Origin of the sequence: Providencia sp. PROV024, from assembly GCF_032709665.1 — a bacterium.
GTDB classification, from domain to species: Bacteria; Pseudomonadota; Gammaproteobacteria; order Enterobacterales; family Enterobacteriaceae; genus Providencia; species Providencia huashanensis.
In genome coordinates, this window is the sequence record NZ_CP120545.1 from 263244 (window position 1) to 288882 (window position 25639).

24 protein-coding genes are annotated in these 25639 nt (G+C 41.3%); 7 read left to right on the forward strand and 17 right to left on the reverse strand.

What is annotated here, in order from left to right; all coding sequences use genetic code 11:
- Positions 1 to 33: 33 nt before the first annotated feature.
- Both phrB and proP read right to left on the reverse strand, forming a co-directional pair.
- On the reverse strand, positions 34 to 1476 hold the full coding sequence (phrB, locus tag P3L56_RS01230; RefSeq protein ID WP_187550786.1) for a deoxyribodipyrimidine photo-lyase: 1443 nt from the start codon (positions 1474 to 1476) through the stop codon (positions 34 to 36).
- A 78-nt stretch (positions 1477 to 1554) separates the two neighbouring features.
- Positions 1555 to 3057 carry a glycine betaine/L-proline transporter ProP gene (gene proP / locus P3L56_RS01235; RefSeq protein ID WP_129466929.1) on the reverse strand — a complete coding sequence of 501 codons (1503 nt, stop codon included), beginning with the start codon at positions 3055 to 3057 and terminating at the stop codon, positions 1555 to 1557.
- 485 nt (positions 3058 to 3542) lie between these two features.
- On the opposite strand from proP, the gene P3L56_RS01240 reads away from it, so the two are divergent.
- The gene (locus P3L56_RS01240; protein ID WP_129466930.1) at positions 3543 to 4133 is read left to right on the forward strand and encodes a hypothetical protein; all 591 of its coding nucleotides are present in this window, start codon (positions 3543 to 3545) and stop codon (positions 4131 to 4133) included.
- A 388-nt stretch (positions 4134 to 4521) separates the two neighbouring features.
- Positions 4522 to 6246 (forward strand): ubiquinone-dependent pyruvate dehydrogenase, encoded by a 1725-nt coding sequence (poxB, locus tag P3L56_RS01245; RefSeq protein WP_042847788.1) that lies wholly within the window; start codon positions 4522 to 4524, stop codon positions 6244 to 6246.
- 166 nt (positions 6247 to 6412) lie between these two features.
- Here poxB and P3L56_RS01250 read toward each other — a convergent pair whose 3' ends face one another.
- The 3 genes from P3L56_RS01250 to P3L56_RS01260 all read right to left on the reverse strand — a co-directional run bounded on the left by P3L56_RS01250 (position 6413) and on the right by P3L56_RS01260 (position 8892).
- Positions 6413 to 7369: a leucine-rich repeat domain-containing protein gene (locus P3L56_RS01250; protein WP_129466931.1), complete on the reverse strand. Its 957-nt coding sequence runs from the start codon at positions 7367 to 7369 to the stop codon at positions 6413 to 6415.
- 133 nt (positions 7370 to 7502) lie between these two features.
- A complete protein-coding gene (locus P3L56_RS01255) occupies positions 7503 to 7898 on the reverse strand; it encodes a hypothetical protein (protein WP_042847787.1) in 396 nt (131 codons plus the stop codon).
- Between the two features lie 94 nt (positions 7899 to 7992).
- Entirely contained in the window at positions 7993 to 8892 is a 900-nt protein-coding gene (locus P3L56_RS01260) for a DNA-3-methyladenine glycosylase family protein (RefSeq protein WP_129466932.1), read from the reverse strand.
- A 150-nt stretch (positions 8893 to 9042) separates the two neighbouring features.
- On the opposite strand from P3L56_RS01260, the gene P3L56_RS01265 reads away from it, so the two are divergent.
- From P3L56_RS01265 to P3L56_RS01275, 3 genes are read left to right on the forward strand one after another with little or no spacing between them, the layout of a single operon-like run.
- Complete coding sequence (locus tag P3L56_RS01265; RefSeq protein WP_048605477.1) at positions 9043 to 9555, forward strand: DUF2569 domain-containing protein; 513 nt, start codon at positions 9043 to 9045, stop codon at positions 9553 to 9555.
- 41 nt (positions 9556 to 9596) lie between these two features.
- Positions 9597 to 9950, forward strand: coding sequence for a DUF488 domain-containing protein (locus P3L56_RS01270; RefSeq protein ID WP_042847782.1), 354 nt, complete (start codon positions 9597 to 9599; stop codon positions 9948 to 9950).
- Positions 9951 to 9961: 11 nt separating this feature from the next.
- Positions 9962 to 10486, forward strand: coding sequence for a DUF2569 family protein (locus P3L56_RS01275; RefSeq protein ID WP_080750921.1), 525 nt, complete (start codon positions 9962 to 9964; stop codon positions 10484 to 10486).
- A 35-nt stretch (positions 10487 to 10521) separates the two neighbouring features.
- Here the strand turns inward: P3L56_RS01275 and P3L56_RS01280 are convergent, their stop codons facing one another.
- The 8 genes from P3L56_RS01280 to P3L56_RS01315 form a co-directional block, all read right to left on the reverse strand.
- Complete coding sequence (locus P3L56_RS01280; protein ID WP_198861068.1) at positions 10522 to 12093, reverse strand: ATP-binding cassette domain-containing protein; 1572 nt, start codon at positions 12091 to 12093, stop codon at positions 10522 to 10524.
- Between the two features lie 308 nt (positions 12094 to 12401).
- Complete coding sequence (locus P3L56_RS01285) at positions 12402 to 12743, reverse strand: hypothetical protein (RefSeq protein ID WP_196299261.1); 342 nt, start codon at positions 12741 to 12743, stop codon at positions 12402 to 12404.
- 397 nt (positions 12744 to 13140) lie between these two features.
- The gene (gene glpD / locus P3L56_RS01290; protein ID WP_131680895.1) at positions 13141 to 14646 is read right to left on the reverse strand and encodes a glycerol-3-phosphate dehydrogenase; all 1506 of its coding nucleotides are present in this window, start codon (positions 14644 to 14646) and stop codon (positions 13141 to 13143) included.
- Positions 14647 to 14941: 295 nt separating this feature from the next.
- The gene (locus P3L56_RS01295; RefSeq protein WP_004262881.1) at positions 14942 to 15700 is read right to left on the reverse strand and encodes a DeoR/GlpR family transcriptional regulator; all 759 of its coding nucleotides are present in this window, start codon (positions 15698 to 15700) and stop codon (positions 14942 to 14944) included.
- A 28-nt stretch (positions 15701 to 15728) separates the two neighbouring features.
- Positions 15729 to 16574, reverse strand: a complete 846-nt coding sequence (gene glpG, locus P3L56_RS01300) for a rhomboid family intramembrane serine protease GlpG (RefSeq protein ID WP_042847773.1) — start codon at positions 16572 to 16574, stop codon at positions 15729 to 15731.
- Between the two features lie 16 nt (positions 16575 to 16590).
- On the reverse strand, positions 16591 to 16914 hold the full coding sequence (gene glpE, locus P3L56_RS01305) for a thiosulfate sulfurtransferase GlpE (RefSeq protein WP_042847772.1): 324 nt from the start codon (positions 16912 to 16914) through the stop codon (positions 16591 to 16593).
- A gap of 88 nt (positions 16915 to 17002) precedes the next feature.
- Positions 17003 to 17581, reverse strand: a complete 579-nt coding sequence (gene nfuA, locus P3L56_RS01310) for a Fe-S biogenesis protein NfuA (protein ID WP_042847770.1) — start codon at positions 17579 to 17581, stop codon at positions 17003 to 17005.
- 63 nt (positions 17582 to 17644) lie between these two features.
- Positions 17645 to 18328, reverse strand: coding sequence for a phosphoribosyltransferase family protein (locus tag P3L56_RS01315; RefSeq protein WP_042847768.1), 684 nt, complete (start codon positions 18326 to 18328; stop codon positions 17645 to 17647).
- Positions 18329 to 18382: 54 nt separating this feature from the next.
- Here P3L56_RS01315 and bioH point away from each other — a divergent pair, with 54 nt between their 5' ends.
- Complete coding sequence (gene bioH, locus P3L56_RS01320) at positions 18383 to 19162, forward strand: pimeloyl-ACP methyl ester esterase BioH (protein ID WP_042847766.1); 780 nt, start codon at positions 18383 to 18385, stop codon at positions 19160 to 19162.
- A 237-nt stretch (positions 19163 to 19399) separates the two neighbouring features.
- On the opposite strand, the gene P3L56_RS01325 is transcribed toward bioH, so the two are convergent.
- The 4 genes from P3L56_RS01325 to P3L56_RS01340 form a co-directional block, all read right to left on the reverse strand.
- The gene (locus P3L56_RS01325; RefSeq protein WP_042847763.1) at positions 19400 to 19633 is read right to left on the reverse strand and encodes a FeoC-like transcriptional regulator; all 234 of its coding nucleotides are present in this window, start codon (positions 19631 to 19633) and stop codon (positions 19400 to 19402) included.
- 11 nt (positions 19634 to 19644) lie between these two features.
- Positions 19645 to 21963 carry a Fe(2+) transporter permease subunit FeoB gene (feoB, locus tag P3L56_RS01330; RefSeq protein ID WP_129466936.1) on the reverse strand — a complete coding sequence of 773 codons (2319 nt, stop codon included), beginning with the start codon at positions 21961 to 21963 and terminating at the stop codon, positions 19645 to 19647.
- 29 nt (positions 21964 to 21992) lie between these two features.
- Positions 21993 to 22223 carry a ferrous iron transporter A gene (feoA, locus tag P3L56_RS01335; protein WP_048605471.1) on the reverse strand — a complete coding sequence of 77 codons (231 nt, stop codon included), beginning with the start codon at positions 22221 to 22223 and terminating at the stop codon, positions 21993 to 21995.
- Between the two features lie 332 nt (positions 22224 to 22555).
- Positions 22556 to 24886, reverse strand: coding sequence for a Tex family protein (locus P3L56_RS01340; RefSeq protein ID WP_272686189.1), 2331 nt, complete (start codon positions 24884 to 24886; stop codon positions 22556 to 22558).
- A 170-nt stretch (positions 24887 to 25056) separates the two neighbouring features.
- On the opposite strand from P3L56_RS01340, the gene greB reads away from it, so the two are divergent.
- The gene (gene greB, locus P3L56_RS01345; RefSeq protein ID WP_042847754.1) at positions 25057 to 25542 is read left to right on the forward strand and encodes a transcription elongation factor GreB; all 486 of its coding nucleotides are present in this window, start codon (positions 25057 to 25059) and stop codon (positions 25540 to 25542) included.
- Positions 25543 to 25639: the final 97 nt, after the last annotated feature.

The window sequence follows — 25639 nt, forward strand, 5'->3', positions numbered from 1 at the left end:
AATAACTTTGCGATTTATCGTATTTTAAACAGCCTACTGTTTTAGACTATTACGTTTCCCTGCTTCAAAAGCTTCTAAAGTGGCTAAACGGGCTTGCTTATGGTCAACAATCGGTTCTGGGTAATCGAGAGGTGTATTGTTGATTAGAGACCATTCATGGGGGGTATGAATATATTTATCGGGTACGTTATTTAGCTCTGGCAGCCAGCGGCGTATAAATTTCCCTTGGGCATCGAACTTTTTCCCTTGGGTTGTTGGGTTGAAAATACGAAACCACGGGCAAGCGTCGACCCCCGTTGATGCAGACCACTGCCAACCACCATTATTTGCGGCTAGGCTGCCATCAATCAGTTGGCTGATGAAATATTTTTCACCTTTGCGCCAGTCGATAAGCAAATCCTTTACTAAGAAGCTTGCGACAATCATACGCAAGCGATTATGCATCCAACCAGTTTCATTAAGTTGTCGCATGGCGGCGTCAACAATAGGATAACCTGTTTTTCCGGTTTTCCATGCGTCGAAATCAGTTGATGAATTATTCCAATGAATATGTTGAGTCCATTGAATAAATGGCTGATAGCGACAAAGACGTGGAAATGCGACGAGTAAATGGCTATAAAATTCACGCCAGATCAATTCATTTAACCAAGTGAATGCACCGCTATCAGGGTAATCTAAAACATCTGGGTTTTCTGCTTGTAACCGGTTAAAACACTGCCGAGGTGATAGTACACCAATGGCAAGATATGGCGATAATTGGCTGGTCCCGTGAATAGAGGGGATATCTCTATCTTGCTGGTAGCGTGTGACGTGTTGAGTACAGAACTGCCTTAGCTGTTTTAAGGCGGCTTGTTCACCAATAGGGAATTGCTGGGAAACCGCTATGTGCTCATGTGGGAATAAAGGGGCGGTTTCTTTGATATTTAAAGAGTCGGCTCTTTTGTTTGGTACACGCAATGAACGGCAGTCTGTGGCGGTTAATTGGGTGAGAAAGGCACGACGAAAAGGGGTATACACTTGGTACATTTCCCCCTTTTGGTTGGTCACAGAACCCGGCGGCAATAACAAAAAATCATCAAAAGCATGAATATGCATTCCATGAGCATTTTTTACCAGCCAGTCATCCCTTTGTTTTTCATTCCATTCATATTGGCGATTAAAGAACAAGGCATCAGCTTGCTGAGTTTTAGCATAGTTTAATACCCACTCGGCCGCATCCATAAAATTCGCCACCGTTTGGCAAACTAATGGGATACCTAATTTGGCAAGAGAACGTTGTAATTCAATGAGATGCTGGTGGATAAACGAAATTTGCCTTGGCGATACATCGTGTTGTTGCCATTGTTCCGGCGTGGCGGTGAAGAGGGCGATAACATTGGCTTGGGGGTCCGCACAAGCAGAGGATAGTGCTTTGTTATCAGTGACCCGTAAATCATTGCGGAACCAGATAAGATGACAAACTTGTTTGGCTGCCATCGCCTCCCTCCTTGGGATATTCAGTTTTATTCGTTGTGTTTAAAAAGCAGAAGGGCCATATTTCAGGCCCTACAGTGTTTAATCTAATTTAGGGTGCTGGTTGATTAAAGATTGGCGTTTTTTCTCAAGCTCAGCAATTTCTTGATCAATATCTTCAACTCTTTGCTCAATATTGTCAAAGTGCTCACTTAAAATTTCTTTTGCTTCTGCTTTATCTGATGCCGCAGGTGTTGCCCCTCGCAATGGTTTATTGGCTGTTTCTGGCATTCGAATACCGGTGTATAAGCCAATTAGTGCGATTACAATCAGGTAATAAGCAGGCATATACAAGTCGGTAGTTGATTCAACTAACCAAGCCGCAACGGTTGGAGTGGCACCCGCAATTAACACGGAAATATTAAATGCGATGGCAAGGGCACTGTAACGAATATGCGTTGGGAAAATCGCCGGTAAAATTGATGCCATAACCCCAGTAAAACAGTTCAGTAAAACAGCTAGAATTAATAAGCCAAGGAAAATTAAGCCAACTGAACCGCTATTTATTAACATAAATGCTGGATAGGCTAAAAGAATTAACCCTACGCTACCAGTGATAACAAATGGGCGACGGCCAATTTTATCACTGGTTAAACCGATAATCGGTTGAACAAATAGCATACCAATCATAATTGCAATGATGATGAGTACACCATGGTCAGTCGAGTAATTTAAGTTATGTGATAAATAACTTGGCATGTAGGTAAGCAACATATAATAAGTTACATTAGTTGCTATCACTAATCCAACACAAATAAGTAAGCTTTTCCAGTACTTAGATGCAACTTCACGCACGGAGACTTTTGGTGGATCTTGAATATTAGCTTTATCTTGTTGCTCTAATGATTCGATATGTTGTTGGAATGCAGGCGTTTCCTCAAGGGAATGACGCAGATAAAGGCCGATGATCCCTAATGGTAATGCTAAGAAGAATGGAATTCTCCACCCCCAATCATGGAAGTTAGCCTCACCAACGATACTGGAAATAAGCACCACAACACCGGCACCCAATACGAAGCCAGCAATAGAACCGAAATCTAACCAGCTTCCCATAAACCCACGTTTACGGTCGGGTGAGTATTCAGCAACAAATATAGCGGCCCCGGAGTATTCGCCACCCACAGAGAAACCTTGAGCTAATTTAGCAATTAATAGCAGTATGGGTGCCCAGATACCAATCGTTTCATAAGCGGGAATTAAACCAATACAGAAGGTACTTACAGCCATAATAATAATGGTCATTGAAAGCACTTTCTGACGACCGTATTTGTCGCCAAGTATCCCGAATACGACCCCACCTAAAGGCCTAACTAAGAAAGGTACTGAGAAAGTCGCTAATGCTGCAATCATCTGAACGCTCGGTGATGCGTCCGGAAAGAAAACCTGACCTAAGACATAGGCTAAGAAGCCGTAAACACCAAAGTCAAACCATTCCATCGCATTACCCAGCGAAGCGGCGGTAATTGCTTTTTTAAGTTTCCCGTCATCAATTATTGTAATATCACTAATATTTAACGGTTTTTCTTTTTTCTTCTTGAATTTCATGAAACCATCCTCTTATTTGAATGTGAACAACCAAAACAACTGCATTTAAGATGTGGGTTTTCATATCTGAATAAAATGCAAAACCTTATTATTTAGAATAGTCGTTGTTTAAGTAATAGATAAGTTTTTAATATTTTAATGTAGCGCTGAATAACAGGCCTAAAGCAGGGAATTTGTGGGTAGAGTAATGAGAGAGTTTGTCCTGTAAATACAGCAAGAAGATCACCTTAAGTTATAAAATCCGAGGGTAATATTACATTAATATCGCTTAAATGTAAAATATAGGTATTTTATGCTAGTTATTAAGGGGAAGCTAAGCGCTAATTTCATAAAGTGTATTTTATGATTGTTACTGTTGTATTGTCATAGTTTACTGGCTAAATAGCCTCTTGGTGATACTATTAAAACCATATTAATCAATGTGTTGTATTTTAAAATAAGAAAAGCCGTCTATGATAAATATTAGTGCATCATAGGAGGGTATCATGAATTGTACAATAAGAATTTCAGCAATTAACATCTATCGACCATTCTTGATAAGTAAAAATAATTGCATTGTAGAGGAATGCCTGAGTGCAAGAAGAGACAATCAGAGACGGATAAATCTTCATTCAAAGAAATCTCACATTATGTTTTCATCAAATAAAAACGCGTTAACGATGTTAATTAATGCGGCAAAACCAATTATCAAGGATGATGATATTGATGTTCTTATCCTTGCCTCTACAATGATTAAGTCTTTTTCATCGACTCAAGCAACTGTCATTCATAATAAATTGAATATTAAAAATAATTGTTTATGTATTGATGTGAATGCATATTGCTTAGAAATACAAGGAGTTATTGAGCAAGCGATAATGCTACTTAAGTCAAAATCCGCTTATCGTAAAGCGCTTGTTGTTTTTTCTGACCACCTTTCATCACCTGTAAACTCCAATAAATTATTAGGTTCAAAATTATTCAGAAATACAGCTATAGCTACAGCTATTATTTTAGAAAAAATAGAGGGTCGTTTAAGCGTAAGCCTAGCGGATAAATGGCACTATTTTGATCAGAATCATTATTTTCACGGGTAAGTTTCGGTGGCTAATATTAAATAATTGAATCATTATTTTATTGTTGATAGTCATATATAGATGGGTAGCAAAAAAGCAAATAATACTCTCTAAGAATTATTTATTTGAAAGTGTATTGTAACCCTTCGCTAATTAATTTGTGCTGTCAGTGCCTTCTTCTTTTGATAATAACGGTGGATTATGTTGTTCTTTTTTATAATCAGCTAGACAAGTAGGAATGCCGAATTGACTTAGTTACAATCAATTAAATAGTCAGTCATTTGTATGCTTAGTTATAAACGAGAGTGGCAGAATATAAAGAAGGACTTTGTTGCTTACCTCAATAATATGCAGTTTATTTTAGGAAAAAATATGCTGTGTATAACATGCGATTTAAAAGAGTGCCAATATGAAAAAACAGAGTGTTGCATCCTATATTGCAAAAGTACTTGATAATGCAGGTGTTAAACGTATTTGGGGCGTTACTGGAGACTCATTGAATGGCTTAACCGATAGCTTACGCCGTCAAGGTGCTATCGAATGGTTAGGAACCCGCCATGAAGAGGTTGCTGCTTTTGCCGCTGGGGCAGAGGCCCAGTTGACAGGAAACTTGGCAGTGTGTGCAGGTTCCTGTGGACCAGGTAACATGCACCTTATCAATGGGTTGTATGACTGTCATCGTAATCGAGTGCCAGTATTGGCGATTGCAGCGCATATTCCATCAAGTGAAATCGGCAGTAATTATTTCCAAGAAACGCATCCTACAGAACTGTTCCGCGAATGTAGCCACTACTGTGAAATGGTGTCTAATCCAGAACAAATTCCACAGGTTTTAGGGATTGCCCTGCGTAAAGCGATTTTGAATAAAGGGGTGTCTGTTGTTGTGATACCCGGTGATGTAGCATTAAAAGATGCACCTGAAACCGCAAAAGAAACATGGTATCAGCCTCAAGCTCCGTTAATCATGCCTCAGCGTAGTGAAATTGAAAAATTAGCTCAGGTACTTAATCAATCTAAGAATGTGACCCTGTTTTGTGGGAATGGTTGCGCGGGTGCTCATGATGAAGTGGTTAAGTTAGCTGAAACACTGAAAGCTCCTGTTGTACATGCTTTACGAGGTAAAGAACATATTGAATGGAATAACCCGTATAGCGTTGGTATGACTGGGTTAATTGGCTTTTCATCAGGTTACCACGCCATGATGAATGCGGATACTGTTGTATTATTAGGAACTCAATTCCCTTACCGTCCTTTCTACCCCAATGAAGCAAAAATCATTCAAATTGATATTAATGCAGGTAGCCTAGGGTCACACTGCCATATTGATATGGGGTTAATTGGTGATATTAAAGCGACACTTGATGCGTTACAGCCTCATTTACAGACCAAGCAGGAAACAAAACACCTCGACGGTGCTTTAAAACATTATGCAGAGGCACGTAAAGGGTTGGATGACCTTGCTAAACCGGGGCATGAGGGGTTGATCCACCCACAATATTTGGCAACAAAAATCAGTGAACTTGCTGCGGAAGATGCTATTTTCACTTGTGATGTTGGCACTCCAACCGTTTGGGCTGCGCGTTATTTGAAAATGAATGGCAAGCGTCGTCTTATCGGCTCATTTAACCATGGTTCAATGGCGAATGCGATGCCACAGGCTATTGGTGCACAGGCGGTTGATAAGAAACGCCAAGTCGTTGCGATGTGTGGCGATGGTGGTTTTAGTATGTTAATGGGGGACTTTATTTCCCTTTCACAAATGCAACTGCCAGTGAAGATTATTATCCATAATAATGGGGTGCTTGGGTTTGTCGCGATGGAGATGAAGGTTGCAGGTTTCTTAACCGCAGGGACTGATCTACATAACCCTAATTTTGCCGCTATTGCCAATGCTGCTGGTATCAAAGGGATCCGTGTTGAAAAAAGCGAAGACCTAGAGGGAGCCTTGAAAGACGCATTTGCTCATGATGGTCCGGTGGTAGTTGATGTACTGACTGCTAAGCAGGAACTGTCAATGCCGCCAGAAATTGAAGCTCAAGAAGCAAAAGGTTTTAGTTTGTATATGTTAAAAGCGATTATGACTGGTCGTGGTGACGAAGTTGTACAATTAGTGAAAACTAACTGGTTACGCTAAAACGTTATTGTTAGTCATCAGAAGCCCAATTCGCCTGAGTTGGGCTTCTGTGTTTGTGGCACCGTGACTGTTTACGAGTCAGTCAGAGTAACGTGGCTTTAGGATTAAATTACCCCTTCAGATATCGACTTTATGGCTTAGCAAATCTGTTGTTTCTGGTACTGCGTTATAAATCAGAATCTAAACCAGCAGGAATGATAGGGCTGTTAACTAATGGGTTATGGGATGCATACAGTTCCCTTAGGGTAGGGGGTAGATAGGGAAGCTGAGTAAACTGGTTATGAGAAATATCTAAGGTTATTAGCGGTGTTTGGCTTGTTTGTAGGTAAGTCAGCTGATTATTCGATACGTTTAAATCAGATAAAGCGTATGGCAGCATTGGCATGTTGGTTAATTGATTATTATTGGCCTGTAAGCTAACCATATAAAGTGGAAGTCTTGGTAAGTTGGTTAACTGGTTATTAGCGATATTTAATCGTTCTAAATCTTCAGGAAGACTCGACAAACTCGTTAGCTGGTTATGAGAAAGATTTAATGTTATTAGTGAGTCTGAAAATATGGGCAGGGAGGTTAACTGATTATTAGCCACATTAAGCGAACGCAAATTAGGCGGTAGAAAAGTGGGTAAACTACTAATATTCTGGTTTGATAAATCAATATTATCGCTATTTTGCGCAAAACATCGTTGTATTATATCGGCAGCCTCATTTCGGTTCTCTCCTATCGGCGCGTTATTTACCCAGCTATTTAAAGCAAAATTAAGATGTTCAGCATGATAATCGCGTTCAATTAATGGTATATCCATGCACATGGAACCATTTTGACGAAAAGTATCTATGGTGCAGGTAACGGTATTTGTTCCTGAATAATAGCCAGTTCTAAAATTACTTTGGGTACTGGGTGAAGCTAATGATTGTAATGTCAAAAAAATTGCTAGTTGCTCATTCGGTTGTAACCTAGCATTCGAAAAAAGGTTATTAAAGTGTTCATTTGCTCGTTCATGAGTTTCTGGTGGAAAACATTCTTCTATTGCTTGCCATAGAGTATTTAATTGGAATGTACCTATATGATTGTTAATACTATTAATTTGGTTGCTATTATGACCAATGCTAAAATTATTCAATGTTACCCCCTTATAAATACTGGTTATTTCTGGGCGATATAAATATAAAGTTATAAGAAATCAAATCAGGGGATGACCTTAAATTTAAAGCGGTATGGCCTTCCAAGAAAAATATTTAATAAGTGAAAAGGAATTACCTTCTTGCTGTAAAGTCTGCCAAGCTCCCCAAATATTCAGGTTCACTTAATGGTATGAGGACAGACTCAGCTAGACCATGAGTGGCGTTTATTATAGTGCACTCAGCGGCCTCCATTCCCCTTACATATTCTGTCGTAAAATTGTTTTGATGCCCTTGTGAAGCTAATGATTTTAATGTCAAAAAGCTTTCAAGTTGCTCAGGCGGTGTGACTAATAGATCACCATGATAAAAATCATTAAGGCATTCATATGCAAGGGGTTCTAATTTGGGAGAGAACCATTCTCTTATATGGCCCCATATTTCGTCGGCTTCGTTAGGTAGTTCATCGTCAAAAAGCCTGTCACCTTGAACATGATGTAAATGGTTTGCACCCACATTGAAATTATCCATAATTATTACCTGATAAAATTTAAGCGATTCAGATAATAAAACATAAGGCCAAAATGAATTAAATCAGGTCATTACCTTAACTTTTAGCTGAGGGTTAATAACCCGCAGCAGATTGACTACGCCACAAATGGGCGGCAACAAGGGCTCGCCAAGGAGAAAACTGTGTTAGCCATTTTTCTGTTTCCTTAGCCGTTGGTGGCTCTTGTGTAGTCAACAACGTTTGCAAATTACGCCTGACCGCAACATCGCCATGTAAAGAGCCATTTAAGTAATTAAATCCACGAAGGAGTGCATAGCTAACCGTCCAAGGACCAATACCTTTAATTTGTAATAGTTGTTCAGTGATGAAATTTACGTTCTCATGGTTTATTTGCTGTGATAAGTCAATTTGTTGGTTCTCTATTGCGTCACAAAGCGCTCTCAGAGCAACGACTTTACCAATTGAAAACCCTGCTTGGCGAAGGGTATCGTCACTAACTCGAGAAACTTGCAGTACATCCGGAAAACACCAAATTCCTGAGGTATGTTGAAGCCCAACTGCTTGGATAAATCTTCGGCGAATTGCAATTGCGGCATGAACACTGATTTGTTGACCAATAATAGCCCAAACTAAGGCTTCAAAGGCATTAGCTGATTGATAAATTCTTAATCCCTGTTGTTTTTTAATCAGTTTCCCAATTATTGGGTCTGTCATGTATTGCGCTTCAAACTGTTCAACTGGTTGGTTTAATCCTAATAAATGTTTTGCGAGAGAATGAAGCTCAGACTCTTGAGGTATAACGGTTGGCGAGTCAATTTCCAGTGATAGCGTTGCTTGCTGATTTTTAATCATTAAATTTAATTTTGCAGCTTGTTGTTGCCAGATTAATCCTTTGTGCAAGGTATTTCCTTCAACAATTTCTGCGACATTTTGTTGGTCTCTAAGATGAAAGGCGAAGAAATCACTAGAAAGATAATGTGAGGGTAGGGGGAGTTTAACTAAAAATGTTTTCATTATTAAGACCTTATAGGATTTTTCTTTATTCACTATATATTGTGATTAAGCGCATTTAGTTACTCATTTTTTATTAATTAAATATGCTATCTTACTTAAGTCTATTATTTTTGTAATGACATGATGGTTATCTCTAATAAGGACGTGTAGATGAAAATTGAAAATGGGAGTTTACCAGATAGTACTTCGACACCACCGCCAAAACCTACCCCTGAACTAAAAGGGATTGGTGGGTGGCTAATTTTGCCTATGTTAGGGATCGTGCTGTCTCTTATTGTGCTCCCTTTTGTAATTTATAGCCAAAATGCCCAAGTGATCGAATATTGGCATGAACTAACTAACCCACAATCCGATTCATTTATTCCGTTATTTAAAGAGCTGATTTACTTCGAAGTGCTAGGTAACGTTATTTTATATGCTGTCTTACTTTTTCTTTGCTACGTCTTTTTTACTAAGAAAATGTTGACGATTAAAGTGTATATTTTTTTCCAGCTTTTTTCCTTAGCTTTGACCATCACGGATATTCTATTAGCGAGTAGTTTGTTAGGTATAGCGGTGGATGCCTCAGATATTAAGGATATATTCAGAGGTTTAATTGGTTGCGCTATTTGGATACCCTATTTCTTAGTATCAAGACGCGTTAAAAATACGTTTGTGAACTAGTTTGTGTTGTTTCAACGATAATTTATTAAGCAGGAGGCATGATGATTAAGTGTAAAAGAGTCTATGACCCTGTTGCAGATGACGATGGTTACCGGGTACTCGTTGACCGGCTATGGCCAAGGGGGATCAAAAAAACCGACTTACAGCATGATGAATGGAATAAAGATGTCGCACCAACAAATGAATTGCGAAAATGGTTTCATCAACACACTGATCAATTTGTACAATTTACCGAGCACTACCTGCAAGAATTAAACCATACAACGGCATGGCAGCCGTTAGTTTCACAAGCAAAGCAGGGGAGTTTAACGTTATTATACAGTGCAAAAGACACGCAACATAATCAGGCTATTATACTCAAAGCATTTATTGAACAAAAAATGCAAAACTCATAAAGGTTATCGGAATGGATACGCACCAATCAACCACTCAAATAGGGCAGCCAATAGTACAAGGTGTTTCTCAGACGGTTGCGAAAAAACCACTACAAGGGGTCAGTGGATGGTTGATTTTACCCGTTATAGGGTTATTTTACATGTTATACAAAACGGTCATGATGTTATTGTTAGATATTGCACAAGTAAAAACCGTTTGGCCATTAGCGACACAAGCTGATTCTGACTTTTACGTTGCTGGTTTTTCGACAGGGTTTTACCTGTTACAAACAGGCTATGGGGTTTTGATAGCCTTATTTCTGTGGACATTTATTGCTGCAGCAAAATGGAAAAAAAGCGCGAAATGGTTATTTATCATTACCATGTTACTGTATACCGTGATGATTATTGTGGCTCGCTTTGTTTTCCCCTATACATTCGGTATTGAAGTTAATTATTCGAATGTGATTACAGCGATTAATGGGAGTTTCTACTGCGCCTTATGGGTCCCCTATTTTTTGGTGTCTAGCCGAGTAAAAAACACCTTTATTCGTTAAAAATTGGCCACCTTGGGTTATGGTGGCCAATAGTGTTAATCATCAGAGAGATTTAACGTGTTGGTGATATTGCACCGTTCAATGAATGCTTCATCATGAGAAACCAGTAATAAACTACCTTGATAATCGTTGAGTAAGTCCTCAAGTAACTGTTTTGAGTCCAAGTCCAGATGGTTATCGGGTTCATCAAGTAACAAAATAGCCGGCGGGTTAGGGCTATGAGTGAGCGCTAACAAGGTGGCTTTCAATTGTTCACCGCCACTAAGTTGTGTTAGTGGCTGTAATGATTTCTCCCCTCGAATGCGTAGCATACCAAGCTGTGTGCGCCATTGTTCAACGGAGAATAATGGTTGGTATTGATGAAGTGCTTCCCCAACCGGCAAGGATTTATCCAGTAAACTCAAATGCTGATCTAAATAACACACTGTGCCACTTAAACGATATTCTCCTGAGACCGCCGGAAGATACCCCATTAATACCTTGAGTAACGTGGATTTCCCGCAACCATTGTTGCCCTGAATATGCCAGTGTTCTCCACTGTATATAGTGAATGAAAGTGGTGATGAATGGCCATAAGGTAACATTAATTCAGAAGCGAAAACGGTTACTTTTCTTCCCTCACTTTGGTAGTTAATCGCCATTTTTTGCGGTTTGATATGGCGAATTTTTTCATGGTTTTCTTGTTGCTGATTTTGTAAGTTATCCATGATGCGCTGATGGCGGTCGGCAACTTTTGACTGCCTTTTTTCGGCACGATTTTTCTGCATATCAAGTAGTAACAAGGATTGAGAACCACCATAGCGAATCTTCTCTCCTTGTTTTTTACGTTGAGCCGCTTTTTTCAATGTGATCTGTTGTTGTTTTTTCTCTTGATTAATTTGTTTTTCTAAACGTTCGGCTTGTGCATCAATTGCCGCTATTTCGAAGTTTTTCTGAGTGTCGTATAAGTCATAATTCCCTCCATATTCATACAACCCTTTAGCGGTTAGCTCAAAGGTGGCGTCCATCTCCCCGAGCAATGCCCGATTATGCGATATAACTAAGCACCCAGCGGTATGTTCAGATAACTTTTCACTTAGCCATTGTCGACTCTGCGCATCTAAGTGATTATCGGGTTCATCAAGTAATAGAAAACTATTTTTCTGCAAAAAAGCACGGCAAAGGGCGAGACGTGTGCGTTCGCCACCACTTAAAGATGCAATAGGGGTTTCCATGGAAACGGGTAGTCTGGCTGAGTCCAATAGATTTTCCCATTGAGATGGCAAATGCCATTTATCTTCAACCTGTTCGAAATCATCAAAGGTGCCATTTCCTGATTTAATGCGGGCAAATGCATAATAAATCTCAGAGATGCCTAAAGCATCAACCAATGTATCACCCGCTAATCGAGTTAACTGATCGACGTGGAGAAAGGGAATATTCCAGTGTACGTTACCTTGTGTAGGGGGGAGAGTTTTTGCAAGAAGTCGCATTAAAACCGACTTACCAGTGCCATTATTCCCGATTAAGGCGTTTTTTTGGCAAGATAAAGTCCCGCTCAGTGGGGGAAATAGGGCGGTTTGGTTAAATTCAATATTAAGTTGTGAAAAGTGACAAGCAACAGTCATATGCACCTCCAAAATTGCGAGGACAGACAACGTTGTTGACTTATCAATAAGCGTCGATGAAAGTGGTTGCCTGCCAGGAACAGAAAAATGAATACCAAATTGGTATTGGAAAATATTTTCTGGCAGTGCTTAATTCATCGTGGGGCGTACCTACTAAGTTGAGTAATTTGGTAAGGTGAATGGATATTATAAGCTGTTTAGCGATAAAGTGTCCAATTTTGTTGGCGACTTTAGGCGCGTTGATTTCTCACCACTCCCTCTTTCTAGGGGTTAAGATAGAGCCGCAGCGCCTTTACAGAAACCTCATACTACGACCAGTCATTTGAATGCTCTTTTGATAAATGAGGTAAGAGTGATAAGAAAACCTCTATTTTTCTTTCGTTGGTCATATCGACAAAATCATCCATCGCAATTTCCACACTATTGATAACATTATTACGGATGGCAAACTTATACATCAAATGCCCAGTCCAGCTTCGATGAACATAAACATAACCCTCTTCACTATAAGAGAGCCATTTATCTTCCATACATAAGGGTAGCCAACCATTCAGTATGTTCTTCACCTCGGTTTCTGTCAGTGTGTAGTTTAAATGATGAACTAGTGGTTCGTTTTCAAAGAACTTTAGGTTTTTAAACTTATTTATCATTATATTTAACTATCAATAGATATTTATAAGCACAGATTATCAGATATGGGGTTGAGGTCAAAGTGAACTCACGGTTGCTTACGCATTAAACTAACAGCATGCGTGCGCGTCCCGTAAGATGACGTTAGGCCTAGATGTGACGAGTAAAATTTAAGGGGTATTTTGATTCAATAGGGATATGTACTTTATTAGGATTAGGTTTCAAAAAGCGGATGACATGGCATAAATGAGAGGGAACTAAGGTAGTAAGGTATCATCAAAGTTACCTTATCAGTGATATAGCGCCAAATTAAAAGGCCTGACCCCTGTTGAACAGTAAAATCAGGCCTTACAAGTCACTTAACTAAAAGCCCCTAATCTAGGGAAACATTGTTTAGCGAGTCATGATATTTTGCCGTTATACAGAAGCACGCTCAGATAGCGAATGCTCTGATAACCACTGTGCAATACGTTGTTTTTCTTCATCATTTAGCCACATACCGAGCTTAGTACGGCGCCAGATAGCATCATCTAATTCAGTTACCCATTCATGTTTAACTAAATAACGTAATTCAGCCTCGTAAACATTGGCACCAAAGGCTTCACCGAGATCACTGAGTGAATTCGCACCTTCAAGGATTAATTTACTGTTGCTACCGTAAGTTCTGGCAAAACGCAGGGCTAAGCCTTCAGGTAGCCATTGATAATGTTGGCGCAGTACACGTGCATAGCCGTCACGGTCGCAACCTTCAATATCCCCGCCAGGTAATTGACCATTTTTAGTCCAAGGGCTACCTGCATTCGGGTAGTAGGTGGCGAGCTTATTGACAGCGGCTTCGGCTAATTTTCGATAAGTCGTTAATTTACCACCAAATACAGACAGTAATGGGGCTTTACCTTGTTCATCGTGAATATCTAATGTGTAGTCACGAGTGATGGCTTGTGGTGAATCAGATTCGTCATCACATAGTGGACGAACACCTGAGTAATCCCAAACGATATCGCTAACCGTTAGCTGTTTTTTGAAGTGGTCATTATATACTTTCAGTAAATAGTTAACTTCGTTTTCATCGATTTTGACATCTTTCGGATCACCTTTGTATTCCACATCAGTGGTACCAATGATTGAGAATTCATCCATCCAAGGGATCACAAATACAATACGGTTATCTTCGTTTTGTAAAATATATGCCTGTGGTTCGTCGTGTGCACGAGGAACCACAATGTGGCTACCCTTGATTAAACGAATACCGTAGGGTGATTTCAGTTTCAAGCCATCATCGAAGAACTCTTTTACCCAAGGTCCTGTCGCGTTTACTAACCCTTTAGCTTTCCATGTGTGGGTCTCACCAGTACGTAAGTCTTGAGCTTCAACCACCCATAGGCCATTTTCGCGATAAGCACGAGTTACTTTTGTGCGAGTACGAACTTCACCATTCTTACGTACTACTTCTTGAGCGTTTAACACAACTAAACGCGCATCATCAACCCAACAGTCCGAATATTCAAAACCTTTGGTTAATTCAGATTTTAATACGGAGTTTTGGTTAAATTTTAAACTTTTACTGCTTGGTAAACTGACGCGTTTTCCCAAATGGTCATATAGAAATAAACCAATACGGATCATCCAAGCTGGGCGTAAATGGGGTTGGTGAGGTAAACGGAAACGCATTGGAAAAGCAATATGCGGAGCCAAGCGTAGCAGCACTTCACGCTCTGCTAATGCTTCACTTACCAACCTAAATTCGTAATGTTCAAGGTAGCGTAAGCCACCGTGGATCAGTTTTGAACTCGCAGATGAAGTTGCACTCGCTAAGTCTTGAGCTTCGAGCAGTAATACCGATAATCCACGACCCGCAGCGTCTGCTGCAATACCAGCGCCGTTGATCCCGCCGCCGATGACAATCAAGTCTTTAGTTTCCATGCATCCCCCTGAGATGTTCGAAACACTTTCAATAATGTTCGTTTTCGCTCATTTGATTGTAATCAAATTCCATTAGTATGCCAACTAATAATGAAGAAAAAATAAAAAGTGCGTGATATTGGTAACAAACTTTTTCCAATACCCACATTTAAAATAATGTTATTTACAAAGGGAAATTTGAGTTTCGAGCGAAAAAGAACAAGGAACGGAGGATATAAAAAATTAAAGCGAGGGGCAGATATTCAGAAGCATGATGGCAGGCTGGTGCGCTGCCATCATGAACATAATGATTTGATTAGCAAAGTTCGAGCTGGACGTTATGTTGTTCAATCACTTTGAGAATGCTATCAGGTGGTTGTTTGTCGGTGAATAGGTAATCGATTAAGTTCATGTTACCGAGATTAACCATCGCATTACGGCCAAACTTAGAGTGGTCGGTGACTAACATGACACAGCGTGAATTCTCAATAATTGCGCGTTTGGTACGAACTTCGTGGTAGTCAAACTCAAGCAAGGAGCCGTCCATATCAATACCACTAATACCAAGAATGCCATAATCCAACCTAAATTGAGAGATAAAATCCAACGTGGCTTCACCAACAATTCCGCCATCACGGGAACGGACTTCACCTCCCGCTAAAATTAAGCGAAAGTCTTCTTTTGGCATCAATAGAGTAGCAACGTTCAAGTTATTGGTTACTACTCGCAAATTTTTATGATTCACTAACGCATGGGCGACCGCTTCAGGCGTCGTACCAATATCAATAAATAATGTGGCGCCATCAGGGATTTGACTAGCGACATGTTGTGCAATACGCGCTTTTTCATCTGACCACATAATTTTACGGTCGTTATAAGCGGCATTTACGGAACTTGAAGGTAGTGCCGCGCCGCCATGGTGCCGCTGAATTTTATTTTGTTCAGCGAGGTCATTGAGGTCTCGTCGGATGGTTTGAGGGCTAACCTCAAAATGTTCGACAAGTTCTTCAGTACTGACATATCCCTGAAGACGCACAAGTTCAACGATTGCATCATGTCTCTGGGTTTGTTTCACAGCGTTGGCCTCTAATTATTAAAATGTTTTATCTGGAGCTCTGGTGTTTGAAACTTTGCCTATTATCCCATACTCCCATCAATAAGCCGATAATTAACCCTGAAGTATGTGCGGCATTGGCAATATGCATCCCTAAAATATCGAAGTAACCGAAAAAGAGCCAGATAATTGAAAATATCATTAGCCCCCGTGGGATGCTGATACCACTTTCTGGCCGGCGTTCGCCGGTTAACCAAACGTAGCTAACCAAGGCATATACCACACCAGATAAGCCGCCAAAATTATTTTCACTAAATAGTGATTGACCCCAATTACTGAATAAGGCTGAGACCAATAGAATGGTGAAGAGTTTCCCTGTTCCCAGTTTTCGTTCAACTTGCCCAGCAAGGAACCACCATAATGCAAGGTTGAAGCCAATGTGCGATAACGAAAAATGCACCAATGCAGGGCTAAACCAGCGCCAAAGTTCAGATTGTTGGTCGCCAATTGGCCAAGCTAGGTAACGTAAAACTTCACGCGCATCTGTTATTTCTACCCAAAGATATACAATAATCGACAACACAATAACAGCGATAGTTAAAGGGCCTGATTGCTCTTTTAGGTAATTCCATGTGAGGTAATTTCGGTACTGAAATTGGGTATCTGCACTACCGGTATGCCAACTAGCTTCTAGATAGCGGGGGTGGTTAGGGTCTTGTAAAAAGATATCGAGTTCTTTGCGTACTTGAGAAAGATGTTGGTCATCTTCTAACCAAAGTTCAAATAGCGGTTGCTCCTGCGATGGCTGCATTTTTAAATGAATATTTTGGCTTGCCATGTAATCAACAAATGCTTGCGCCATTCTCGGGTTAGCAAAAGAAGTGATGTGGATCATGAATACGTTTTCTCATCTAGAGCGCCGTGACGGCTTGTGGATATTCCCTTAACCAAGCTTCAAACCCGCCATTAATGCTGTAAACAGATTCATAGCCGATGTTGATCAGATATTGTGCAGCACCTTGACTGCTATGCCCGTGGTAACACATGACCATGACGGGTTGTTCATAATCCGTTTGTTCCAAAAACTGACTGAGTGACTCGTTGGTAAGGTGATAAGCCCCACTTGCATGGCCTGCACGGAAGCTTTGTGGATCACGTACATCAACAAGTATAGCAGTGCCTTCTAACCAATGTTGATAGGCTTGCTCGGGTGTTAGTGTCTCGAAATGGTCCATAAAATACCGAATATAGTAGGGAAACTCCCATAAAAGATAAAATTAGGCACCTGTAAGCAGAAAAACAGGTGCCAGACATCAATGGCAATTAGTAGAAAGAGTGCTCGCCACGTTGGTGCTCAGTTAGGTCTTTAACGCCTTTTAACTCACCATCAAACATTTTCAGTAATTCTTTTTCGATACCCTCTTTGAGGGTGACATCGACCATAGAACAACCATTACAACCACCACCAAATTGTAGGATAGCAAAACCATCATCGGTGATTTCCATCAGAGAAACACGGCCGCCATGGCTGGCTAATTGAGGGTTTATTTGTGATTGTAAAACATACTCAACACGCTCAATTAATGGCGCATCATCAGAGACTTTACGCATTTTTGCGTTTGGTGCTTTTAACGTTAGTTGTGAACCCAGTTGGTCAGTGACGAAATCAATTTCAGCATCGTCCAAGAATGGGGCACTAATTTCATCAACATAAGCAGATAATTTTTCGAACTTCAGTTCTTTATCTGTTGCTTCAACGGCACCCGGTGGGCAGTAAGACACACCGCATTCTGCTGTTGGTGTACCTGGGTTGATGACAAATACACGGATTTGGGTTCCTGGCTCTTGATTTTCCAACAACTTGGCAAAATGAGCCTGTGCTGCTTCAGTAATATTAATCATAATCATTTGCTCAATAATAGTTGACTGCTTTAGTTGGTTATAATACGCCCATTTACCCCTTTCCTACAAGGTGCGACAGAGTGACCACGCATCAACAGTATGCGCACCCGCACAAATCAACAATTTTGCTGCGGAGTTCATTGTAGAACCTGTGGTAATAACATCATCAATAATAGCGACATGTAGGCCTGAAACTGACGTTTCTAAGGTAAATGCACCTTTAAGGTTAGCTCGGCGATGCTCTCTTTTTAGTGTAATCTGTGCCAGTGTATCATGACTGCGTAATAATGAATTTTGTGAATAGGGAATATTTAACCATCTGGACAATATTTCACCAATTAAGGCCATGTGATCAAAGCCGCGAAACCATAACCGACGGCGATGTAAGGGAATAGTCATGATTAAATCAGGTTTTTGCCATTGATGATGGCGGTAACCAGTGAGCCAAAATAAAACAAAAATTCGGGCTAAGGAAAAGGCAAGTTGTGGCTGTTTATTAAATTTAAAACAATGAATGAGTTTACGTAATGGGGCTTGATACGGTGTTACAGTGATCAACTGGTGCCAAGCTGGGGGGCTCTTTAGGCAACGACCGCATTCATTAATAGGCAGCTCACAGGGCAAAGCACAACGAGAGCAACTCACCGGCATTTTCGGTAACCCTTTGAGGCAAAATGAACAAATGCCCTGATGACTTAATTTTAGTGATTGGTGGCATAGCCAACAGACCCCTTCCATTGTTAGCATGGTAATGTCCTGTTAAAAATATTCGACTAAGAAATGAACGAAGAGAGTGTAACCATGACAAAGTTATATTGGCAGACCGTTGGCGATGGAAAGCAAGATATTGTGTTACTACACGGATGGGGGCTGAATGCGCAAGTTTGGCAAACCATTATTCCGCGGGTCGCTTCGCATTTTCGTATTCACTTGGTTGATTTACCTGGTTACGGTCGTAGCCAAGGCTTTCCGCCAATGAGTATTCAATCTATGGCGGATATTTTATGGGCACAGGCTCCGAAAAATGCCATTTGGTTAGGGTGGTCATTGGGGGGGCTGGTGGCAAGTCGTATCGCTCTTGACCATCCCTATGAAGTGACAGGGCTAATAACAGTAGCATCATCCCCTTGTTTTAAAGCCGATGGTAGTGACTGGGCGGGGATCAGACCTGAGGTTTTATTAGGTTTTGAGCATCAGCTCGCCGCTGATTTCCACCGCACCGTTGAACGTTTTCTAGCACTGCAAACGCTTGGGACAGAAAGCGCAAGAAATGATGCAAAGTTGCTAAAATCAGTTGTTCTCGAGCAGCCTATTCCGACGGTAGAAACGCTAAATGCGGGGCTTGAGTCATTACGTACCGAAGATTTGCGTGAGGAATTGAAAAAACTGCCAGTGCCATTCTTACGCATTTATGGTTATCTTGACGGGCTTGTCCCACGTAAAGTGGTGCCCGTATTGGACGAGCTTTATCCACACTCTCCGTCTGTGATTATGCGCAATAGCGCTCATGCCCCGTTTATTTCACATCCTGATGAGTTTTGTGAGTATTTATGTGACTTTCAAAGCCGATTGGAAGAGTAAATAGAACCATCAGTCATTAAGGGGGTTTTTAAAGCGTATATTCTGCTAACTATAGTTCCATAGCAGGCTTTTTATTACAGCACTTTATGCTATCCCCTTACTTCAAAAGGAATCGATGATGGTTAATGATTTATTGACACAAACTAAACCCCAATATTCCGGCAGAGGTCTGGTTTTTTAAGAATTCAACTATGCGATAAAAAGAATTGCAGGTTTATGACATTCCTTCAAGGTGCCTCACTTTATCTTATACACAAAGTGCGCACAGTCGGTGCTTTCGGGGCAACCCTTGCAACTGCTACCTGTCAAACAAGCACTCACATCGACTTTTTCAATTTTGCCTAGACTCACTAGCTTTTCAGCCATGGCTTGAACCAACGGAATTGGGGTATTGAGGCGTTCACTCAGTAAAGTGATGTCAGCTTGCCCATATAAGGCGATTAAATCTCGAACTTGTAACAAGCTGACCATCACGTTATTCCTTAGTGGCAGGCATTGCCTGAACATCCAGAGCATTGCGCCGCAGTTTTACTTTTTATATTCAATGTGACCCGACTACGGACACGGCGTAAGAACATAAATAAAACAAGATTGAAAGCAACTACCGCAATGATAGTTATTAAGCTACTTTGTGGGTGCTCACTAAATGTCGCTATTTGGTAAAACAGTGCAGAAAGGCTATAGGCCACATTGAGCCCCCAAAGAATGGAAAAACTCATCCAGCTTTTATTGGTTTCGCGAGCGATAGCCCCCATCACAGATACGCAAGGCACATATAGCAAGACAAAAATTAGATAACTATAAGCCGCGATGCCAGAACCAAATTTCGCCGCCATGGTACCCATAGAGCCTGACTCCATCTCACCGTCCCCTTTACTGGCTTCGATAGGGTTCGATAGCGCACTTAATGTAAAGGTTTCTTTTAAGCTATCCCAAGTATCGGATACCGCATCCTCTAACTCTTCCCACAAATTGAAAGATTCAGCATCAAATGGTTCGGCGGTGATCGCTTCGGCGGTATACAGGGTATTTAATGTACCCACGACCACTTCTTTGGCCATTGCTCCCGTGATTAATCCGACGGTGGCTTGCCAGTTGTCCGCGTGAACGCCGATTGGCTGTAATGCAGGCGTGATAACTTTACTGACCGAAGCCAGTGCCGAATCATTAATATTATCAACGGGTTTACCTGAGAAGGAGAAGCTGTTTAATGCACCGATAAAGATACTGGCAACGACGATAACCTTACCAGCACGTACCACAAAGCCTTTCAAGCGTTGCCAAGTTTGGATCAGTAACGTTTTGACGTGAGGAACGTGGTAAACCGGTAATTCCATAACGAAAGGGGAGGCTTCACCGCGCATTAAAGTGTGTTTGAGTAGCAATCCTGTCAGGATAGCGACCACAATCCCTAAAATATACAGGGAAAAGACAACACTAGCGCCGTTTTTACCGAAAAAGGCCGCGGCAAATACTGCAAAAATTGCCAGCCTTGCGCCGCAAGACATAAATGGTGCCATTAGAACAGTAATCAGCCTTTCACGCGGTGCATCAAGAGTACGTGCGCCCATAATGGAAGGAACGTTACAGCCAAAGCCAACAATTAAGGGCACAAATGATTTGCCGGGTAAGCCCAGTGCTTGCATGAGCCTGTCCATTACAAATGCCGCACGAGCCATATAGCCGGAGTCTTCGAGTATTGAAAGAAATAGGTACATCATCCCGATTTGTGGTACGAGTGGTAAAACGGTATTAATACCACCACCAACACCTTGGGCAAGGAAGATGGTTAGCCAATCAGGGAAACTCAAATAATCTCCCAGCCACTGGAGACCATGAATAAATATGGCTTCTGATGCCCCCTCGAAGAAAGGTTGTAGTGCTCCTCCGATATTAATTGCTAATACAAACATCAGGTACATGACAAACAAGAAAATCGGGACACCAAGCCAGCGACTGAGAATAAATCTATCCAGTGATTGCGTTAATTTGTTGGGTTCAGCAGCACTATTATTAATAGCGGCATGGCAAATAGTCGCAATAGACTGATAGCGAGAGTCTGCAATGAGTAACTCGGGTTCTTCATTCAAACTCTCTTTAAGTTGTTGGCGTGTCGAAAGTAATTGCTCTTCTGTTATTTCTGCACGTTGGCGGCTGTAAATATCCCCTTCGAGGATTTGTAATGCTAACCAGCGGCGTTGTTGGTGGCTAAATTGCTGTGATGATATTTGATCTGACAGTGAGTCTACCGCTTGTAATAATTGAGGTGGATATTCGACAAGGGCTTTTTGGCTATTTTGTGGATGAGTATCAATGGTTTTCTTTAATTCATTAATACCAGTCGCACGTGTTGAAACCATTGGAATGACAGGGCAACCCAGTTGTTTCTCCAATTGAGCAATATCAATATCAATATGTTGGCTTTGTGCGATATCCAACATATTAAGAGCAACAATACAAGGAACACCGAGTTCAACTAACTGTAATGTAAGATAAAGGTTGCGCTCTAGGTTTGATGCATCCACCACATTGATTAGCATGTCAGCTTCGCCACTTAGGATAAAGTAACAGGCAATTTGTTCATCTAGTGAGGTTTGCTCGGAAATTGTGGTGAGGGAATAAGTCCCTGGAAGGTCAACAAGCTCAATCTTATGGTCGTCTGTGTGGAAGCGGCCAACTTTGCGTTCAACCGTGACACCTGCCCAGTTACCGACGCGTTGTCTCGAGCCCGTTAGCTGGTTAAATAGGGTCGTTTTGCCTGCATTGGGGTTGCCAATTAAGCCGATAGTCAATCGTTTCATAGTGTTTGCCAATAATATAAAAAGAATACTTAAGCGGTAGGCGCTTCATCAAGGTTAAGCAGGGCGAGATCCTTTTTACGTAATACTAAGCTCACGCGATGCGTTTCTATCTGCACAGGGTCACCAAATGGCGCTAAGCGCACGACTTTAAATACAGAACCCGGTAGCAAACCAAGGGAAAGAAGTTTTTGTCGGTAAGCGGGGCTTATCTCTGGTGAAAAACCAATTATTTTATAGCTGCATTGAGGAAGTATAGCCATAGTGTCTTCCTATTAATTCAATTTATAATGATATCAATACTTATTGCTAGAAATATGGGTATCAATAACTTGATAGCGTAACCCAACAAAAATTAATCTAATTAACAATGAGAATTATAATCATCTACTTTTGTTCTATTTAGCCTCTTTTTTCGTCAATTTGACTTGATGTGGATCAACGAAGCATTGAGTTAGCCCTGTTTTCTTAATCGGTGGGGCTGTTGAAACGCTGGGGTATAAGAGTATTTTGAAGTGTATTAACGAGTGTGAAGTGAATTAATTAAAAATAATAGGCATCGCAATTATTTTATAGCGATGCCTATTTAACGTAATTAACGTTTTTTGCCAAATGCGGCAGCCAGTGCATCGCTCATCGCACTGTTACCAGAAGATGATGAGTTTTGGCGTGCATTACCCCTTGGTTGTGCTGCTTTGCGTGGGTTTTTGTCTTGCGTTGGAGCTGCTCGACGAGGTGCGCTATTCGTATCACCAGCTTGCTCATCCAGACGCATCGTTAGCGCAATACGTTTACGCGCGATATCGACATCTAGCACTTTGACTTTTACGATATCACCCGCTTTTACCACTTTGTGAGGGTCTTCAACGTAACTATTTGATAGAGAAGAAATATGAACGAGCCCATCTTGGTGAACACCAATATCTACAAACGCGCCAAAGTTGGTTACATTGGTAACTGCGCCCTCTAAGACCATCCCAGAGACAAGGTCATTCATGGTCTCAACCCCTTCGGCAAAGGTGGCCGTTTTAAACTCAGGGCGAGGGTCACGACCCGGTTTTTCTAATTCTTTAATGATATCCGTGACGGTTGGGACACCAAATTGTTCTGTGGTGAAATCACGTGGGCTTAAGGCATTAAGCACTTGTGAGTTACCCATAATTTCTTTTAGTGGTTGACGGACAGACTCAAGGATTTTTTCAACAATTGGGTAAGACTCAGGGTGAACGGTCGAAGCATCCAATGGGTTCTTACCATTAGTGATACGTAGGAAACCTGCACATTGTTCAAATGCTTTTGGCCCAAGGCGCGTGACTTTCAGTAACTGCTTTCTATCATTAAATTGGCCATTTTCATCACGCCAATCCACCACATTTTGGGCGATCATCTTGCTTAAACCGGCAACGCGAGTCAGTAAGGCAACTGAAGCTGTGTTTAGGTCGACACCAACGGAGTTTACGCAATCTTCAACTACAGCATCGAGTTTACGTGCCAACTGAGTTTGGCTAACATCGTGTTGATATTGACCAACTCCGATAGATTTAGGGTCAATTTTTACCAGTTCAGCGAGAGGATCTTGTAGACGGCGTGCAATAGATACGGCACCACGCAAAGATACATCCAATGTTGGGAATTCAAGCGCAGCAAGCTCAGAGGCGGAATAGACCGAAGCCCCCGCTTCACTGACGATGACTTTTTGGGCTGTTACTTCAGGGTATTGTTTTTGGACTTCTGCAAAGAAGCGTTCAGTTTCTCGCGATGCAGTCCCATTACCGATTGCCACGAGTTCCACATGATGTTTTTGACACAGCGCGGCAACAATCGTTGCTGCTTTAGCCGCTTGGCCAGTGTGTGGGTAAATAGTATCGGTTGCAATCAGTTTACCTGTTGCATCAACTACTGCGACTTTTACCCCTGTACGCAGGCCAGGATCGAGCCCCATAGTTGCACGCATGCCTGCGGGGGCGGCCATCAGCAAATCACTGAGATTACGGGCGAAAACGTTAATAGCCTCTTCTTCTGCTTTTTCGCGCAGAGAACTCATTACTTCCGTTTCCAAGTGCAGAAGCACTTTGACTCGCCATGTCCAGCTGATCACCGCTTTACGCCATTGGTCAGCTGGGGCGTTATTCAAATGTACATCTAAGTGGCGAGTGATGATCTCTTCACAGTAACTTTCTTTTGGTGGCTCATCAAATTGTGGGTCACAATTTAATGACAGCTGTAAAATACCTTCATTACGACCACGGAACATAGCAAGTGCACGGTGCGAGGGGACTTGAGCTACAGGCTCTTGGTGCTCAAAGTAGTCACTAAATTTAACGCCTTCTTCTTGCTTACCTTCTGCAACAACAGAAACAAGGTGGGTATTCTTCCAAATATAGTCACGAACTTTGGCCAATAAGGCGGCATCTTCGGCAAAACGCTCCATAAGAATATAACGTGCGCCATCTAAGGCTGCTTTTATATCCGCTACGCCTTTATCTGCATCGATGTAAGCTTGGGCTAGTTCTTCAGGGGACTGGCTTGGGTCTGTCCACAAGGTATCCGCTAATGGCTCAAGCCCTGCCTCAATGGCGATTTGCCCACGGGTACGACGTTTCGGTTTATACGGTAAATACAGGTCTTCAAGTTCAGTTTTATTGAGGGTAGTATCAATCGCAGAGGCAAGCTCTGGGGTTAATTTCCCTTGCTCTTCAATCGATTTCAGGATGGTTTGCTTACGGTCATTCAGTTCGCGTAAGTACCCTAAGCGGCTTTCTAGCTGGCGAAGCTGAGTATCGTCCAACCCTCCGGTAACCTCTTTACGGTAACGAGCGATAAACGGGACAGTATTACCTTCATCTAATAAGGTGATGGCAGAAAAAACCTGTTTCGGTTGGGCATGCAGTTCTGCTGCGATGATTTGGCTTAGAGTTTCATTCATGTCGTGTTTAAATACCTACTGAAAGAACAATTAAAAAAATTTACTGCACTGTTATACTTGGTGATAGCCATAATTTCCAGACTGAATTTAAGCCTATTGGTAGGAAAGTCTCAGATTATGTTCTATAAATTATTATAATCACTGTCTCTATTGACGAATATTTTAAGGTTATGACAAAAAGTCTTTTAATTACGCGCGAAGGTTGGGATGCGTTAGACAAAGAGCTAAAGTATCTGTGGAAAGAAGAACGGCCTAGAGTAACCCAATCTGTTTCTGAAGCAGCAGCCCAAGGGGATCGTTCAGAAAACGCAGAGTACATATACGGTAAAAAAAGGTTACGTGAAATTGATCGGCGTATCCGGTTTTTATCTAAAAGATTGGATCAACTAAGGATAATCGAACCTGACCCTCGGCAAGAAGGCCGTGTCTTTTTTGGTGCTTGGGTTAAACTTGAAGATGAAAATGAAAATATCAGAATATTCCGGATAGTCGGGGCTGATGAGTTTAACCCTACAAAACAATGGATTTCAATCGACTCTCCCGTGGCGCGAGCCCTGATTGGTAAACGAGTCGATGATGAGATAATAGTAAATACGCCAGGAGGGCAAGTAACCTATTTCATATTGGAAATAAGTTATCGTCCACTAAGCATCTGAAGTGTAAAATGATTCATTAAATCCTATGTTAGTGGTAAATTAGTAGGCATTAATATTTTTTTGCTTACTTTGATTAAAAAAATAATTTGAAAGATGC

Bases quoted from the DNA above. Each gene is read 5' to 3' on its own strand.
- phrB (WP_187550786.1), bottom strand. From the start codon at position 1,476: ATGGCAGCCAAACAAGTTTGTCATCTTATCTGGTTCCGCAATGATTTA.
- greB (WP_042847754.1), top strand. From the start codon at position 25,057: ATGACAAAAAGTCTTTTAATTACGCGCGAAGGTTGGGATGCGTTAGAC.
- poxB (WP_042847788.1), top strand. From the start codon at position 4,522: ATGAAAAAACAGAGTGTTGCATCCTATATTGCAAAAGTACTTGATAAT.
- P3L56_RS01325 (WP_042847763.1), bottom strand. From the start codon at position 19,633: ATGGTCAGCTTGTTACAAGTTCGAGATTTAATCGCCTTATATGGGCAA.
- P3L56_RS01315 (WP_042847768.1), bottom strand. From the start codon at position 18,328: ATGCTAACAATGGAAGGGGTCTGTTGGCTATGCCACCAATCACTAAAA.
- nfuA (WP_042847770.1), bottom strand. From the start codon at position 17,581: ATGATTAATATTACTGAAGCAGCACAGGCTCATTTTGCCAAGTTGTTG.
- glpG (WP_042847773.1), bottom strand. From the start codon at position 16,574: ATGATCCACATCACTTCTTTTGCTAACCCGAGAATGGCGCAAGCATTT.
- P3L56_RS01240 (WP_129466930.1), top strand. From the start codon at position 3,543: ATGAATTGTACAATAAGAATTTCAGCAATTAACATCTATCGACCATTC.
- P3L56_RS01285 (WP_196299261.1), bottom strand. From the start codon at position 12,743: ATGATAAATAAGTTTAAAAACCTAAAGTTCTTTGAAAACGAACCACTA.
- P3L56_RS01255 (WP_042847787.1), bottom strand. From the start codon at position 7,898: ATGGATAATTTCAATGTGGGTGCAAACCATTTACATCATGTTCAAGGT.
- glpE (WP_042847772.1), bottom strand. From the start codon at position 16,914: ATGGACCATTTCGAGACACTAACACCCGAGCAAGCCTATCAACATTGG.
- glpD (WP_131680895.1), bottom strand. From the start codon at position 14,646: ATGGAAACTAAAGACTTGATTGTCATCGGCGGCGGGATCAACGGCGCT.
- bioH (WP_042847766.1), top strand. From the start codon at position 18,383: ATGACAAAGTTATATTGGCAGACCGTTGGCGATGGAAAGCAAGATATT.
- proP (WP_129466929.1), bottom strand. From the start codon at position 3,057: ATGAAATTCAAGAAGAAAAAAGAAAAACCGTTAAATATTAGTGATATT.
- feoA (WP_048605471.1), bottom strand. From the start codon at position 22,223: ATGGCTATACTTCCTCAATGCAGCTATAAAATAATTGGTTTTTCACCA.
- P3L56_RS01260 (WP_129466932.1), bottom strand. From the start codon at position 8,892: ATGAAAACATTTTTAGTTAAACTCCCCCTACCCTCACATTATCTTTCT.
- P3L56_RS01340 (WP_272686189.1), bottom strand. From the start codon at position 24,886: ATGAATGAAACTCTAAGCCAAATCATCGCAGCAGAACTGCATGCCCAA.
- P3L56_RS01280 (WP_198861068.1), bottom strand. From the start codon at position 12,093: ATGACTGTTGCTTGTCACTTTTCACAACTTAATATTGAATTTAACCAA.
- P3L56_RS01270 (WP_042847782.1), top strand. From the start codon at position 9,597: ATGATTAAGTGTAAAAGAGTCTATGACCCTGTTGCAGATGACGATGGT.
- feoB (WP_129466936.1), bottom strand. From the start codon at position 21,963: ATGAAACGATTGACTATCGGCTTAATTGGCAACCCCAATGCAGGCAAA.
- P3L56_RS01265 (WP_048605477.1), top strand. From the start codon at position 9,043: ATGAAAATTGAAAATGGGAGTTTACCAGATAGTACTTCGACACCACCG.
- P3L56_RS01275 (WP_080750921.1), top strand. From the start codon at position 9,962: ATGGATACGCACCAATCAACCACTCAAATAGGGCAGCCAATAGTACAA.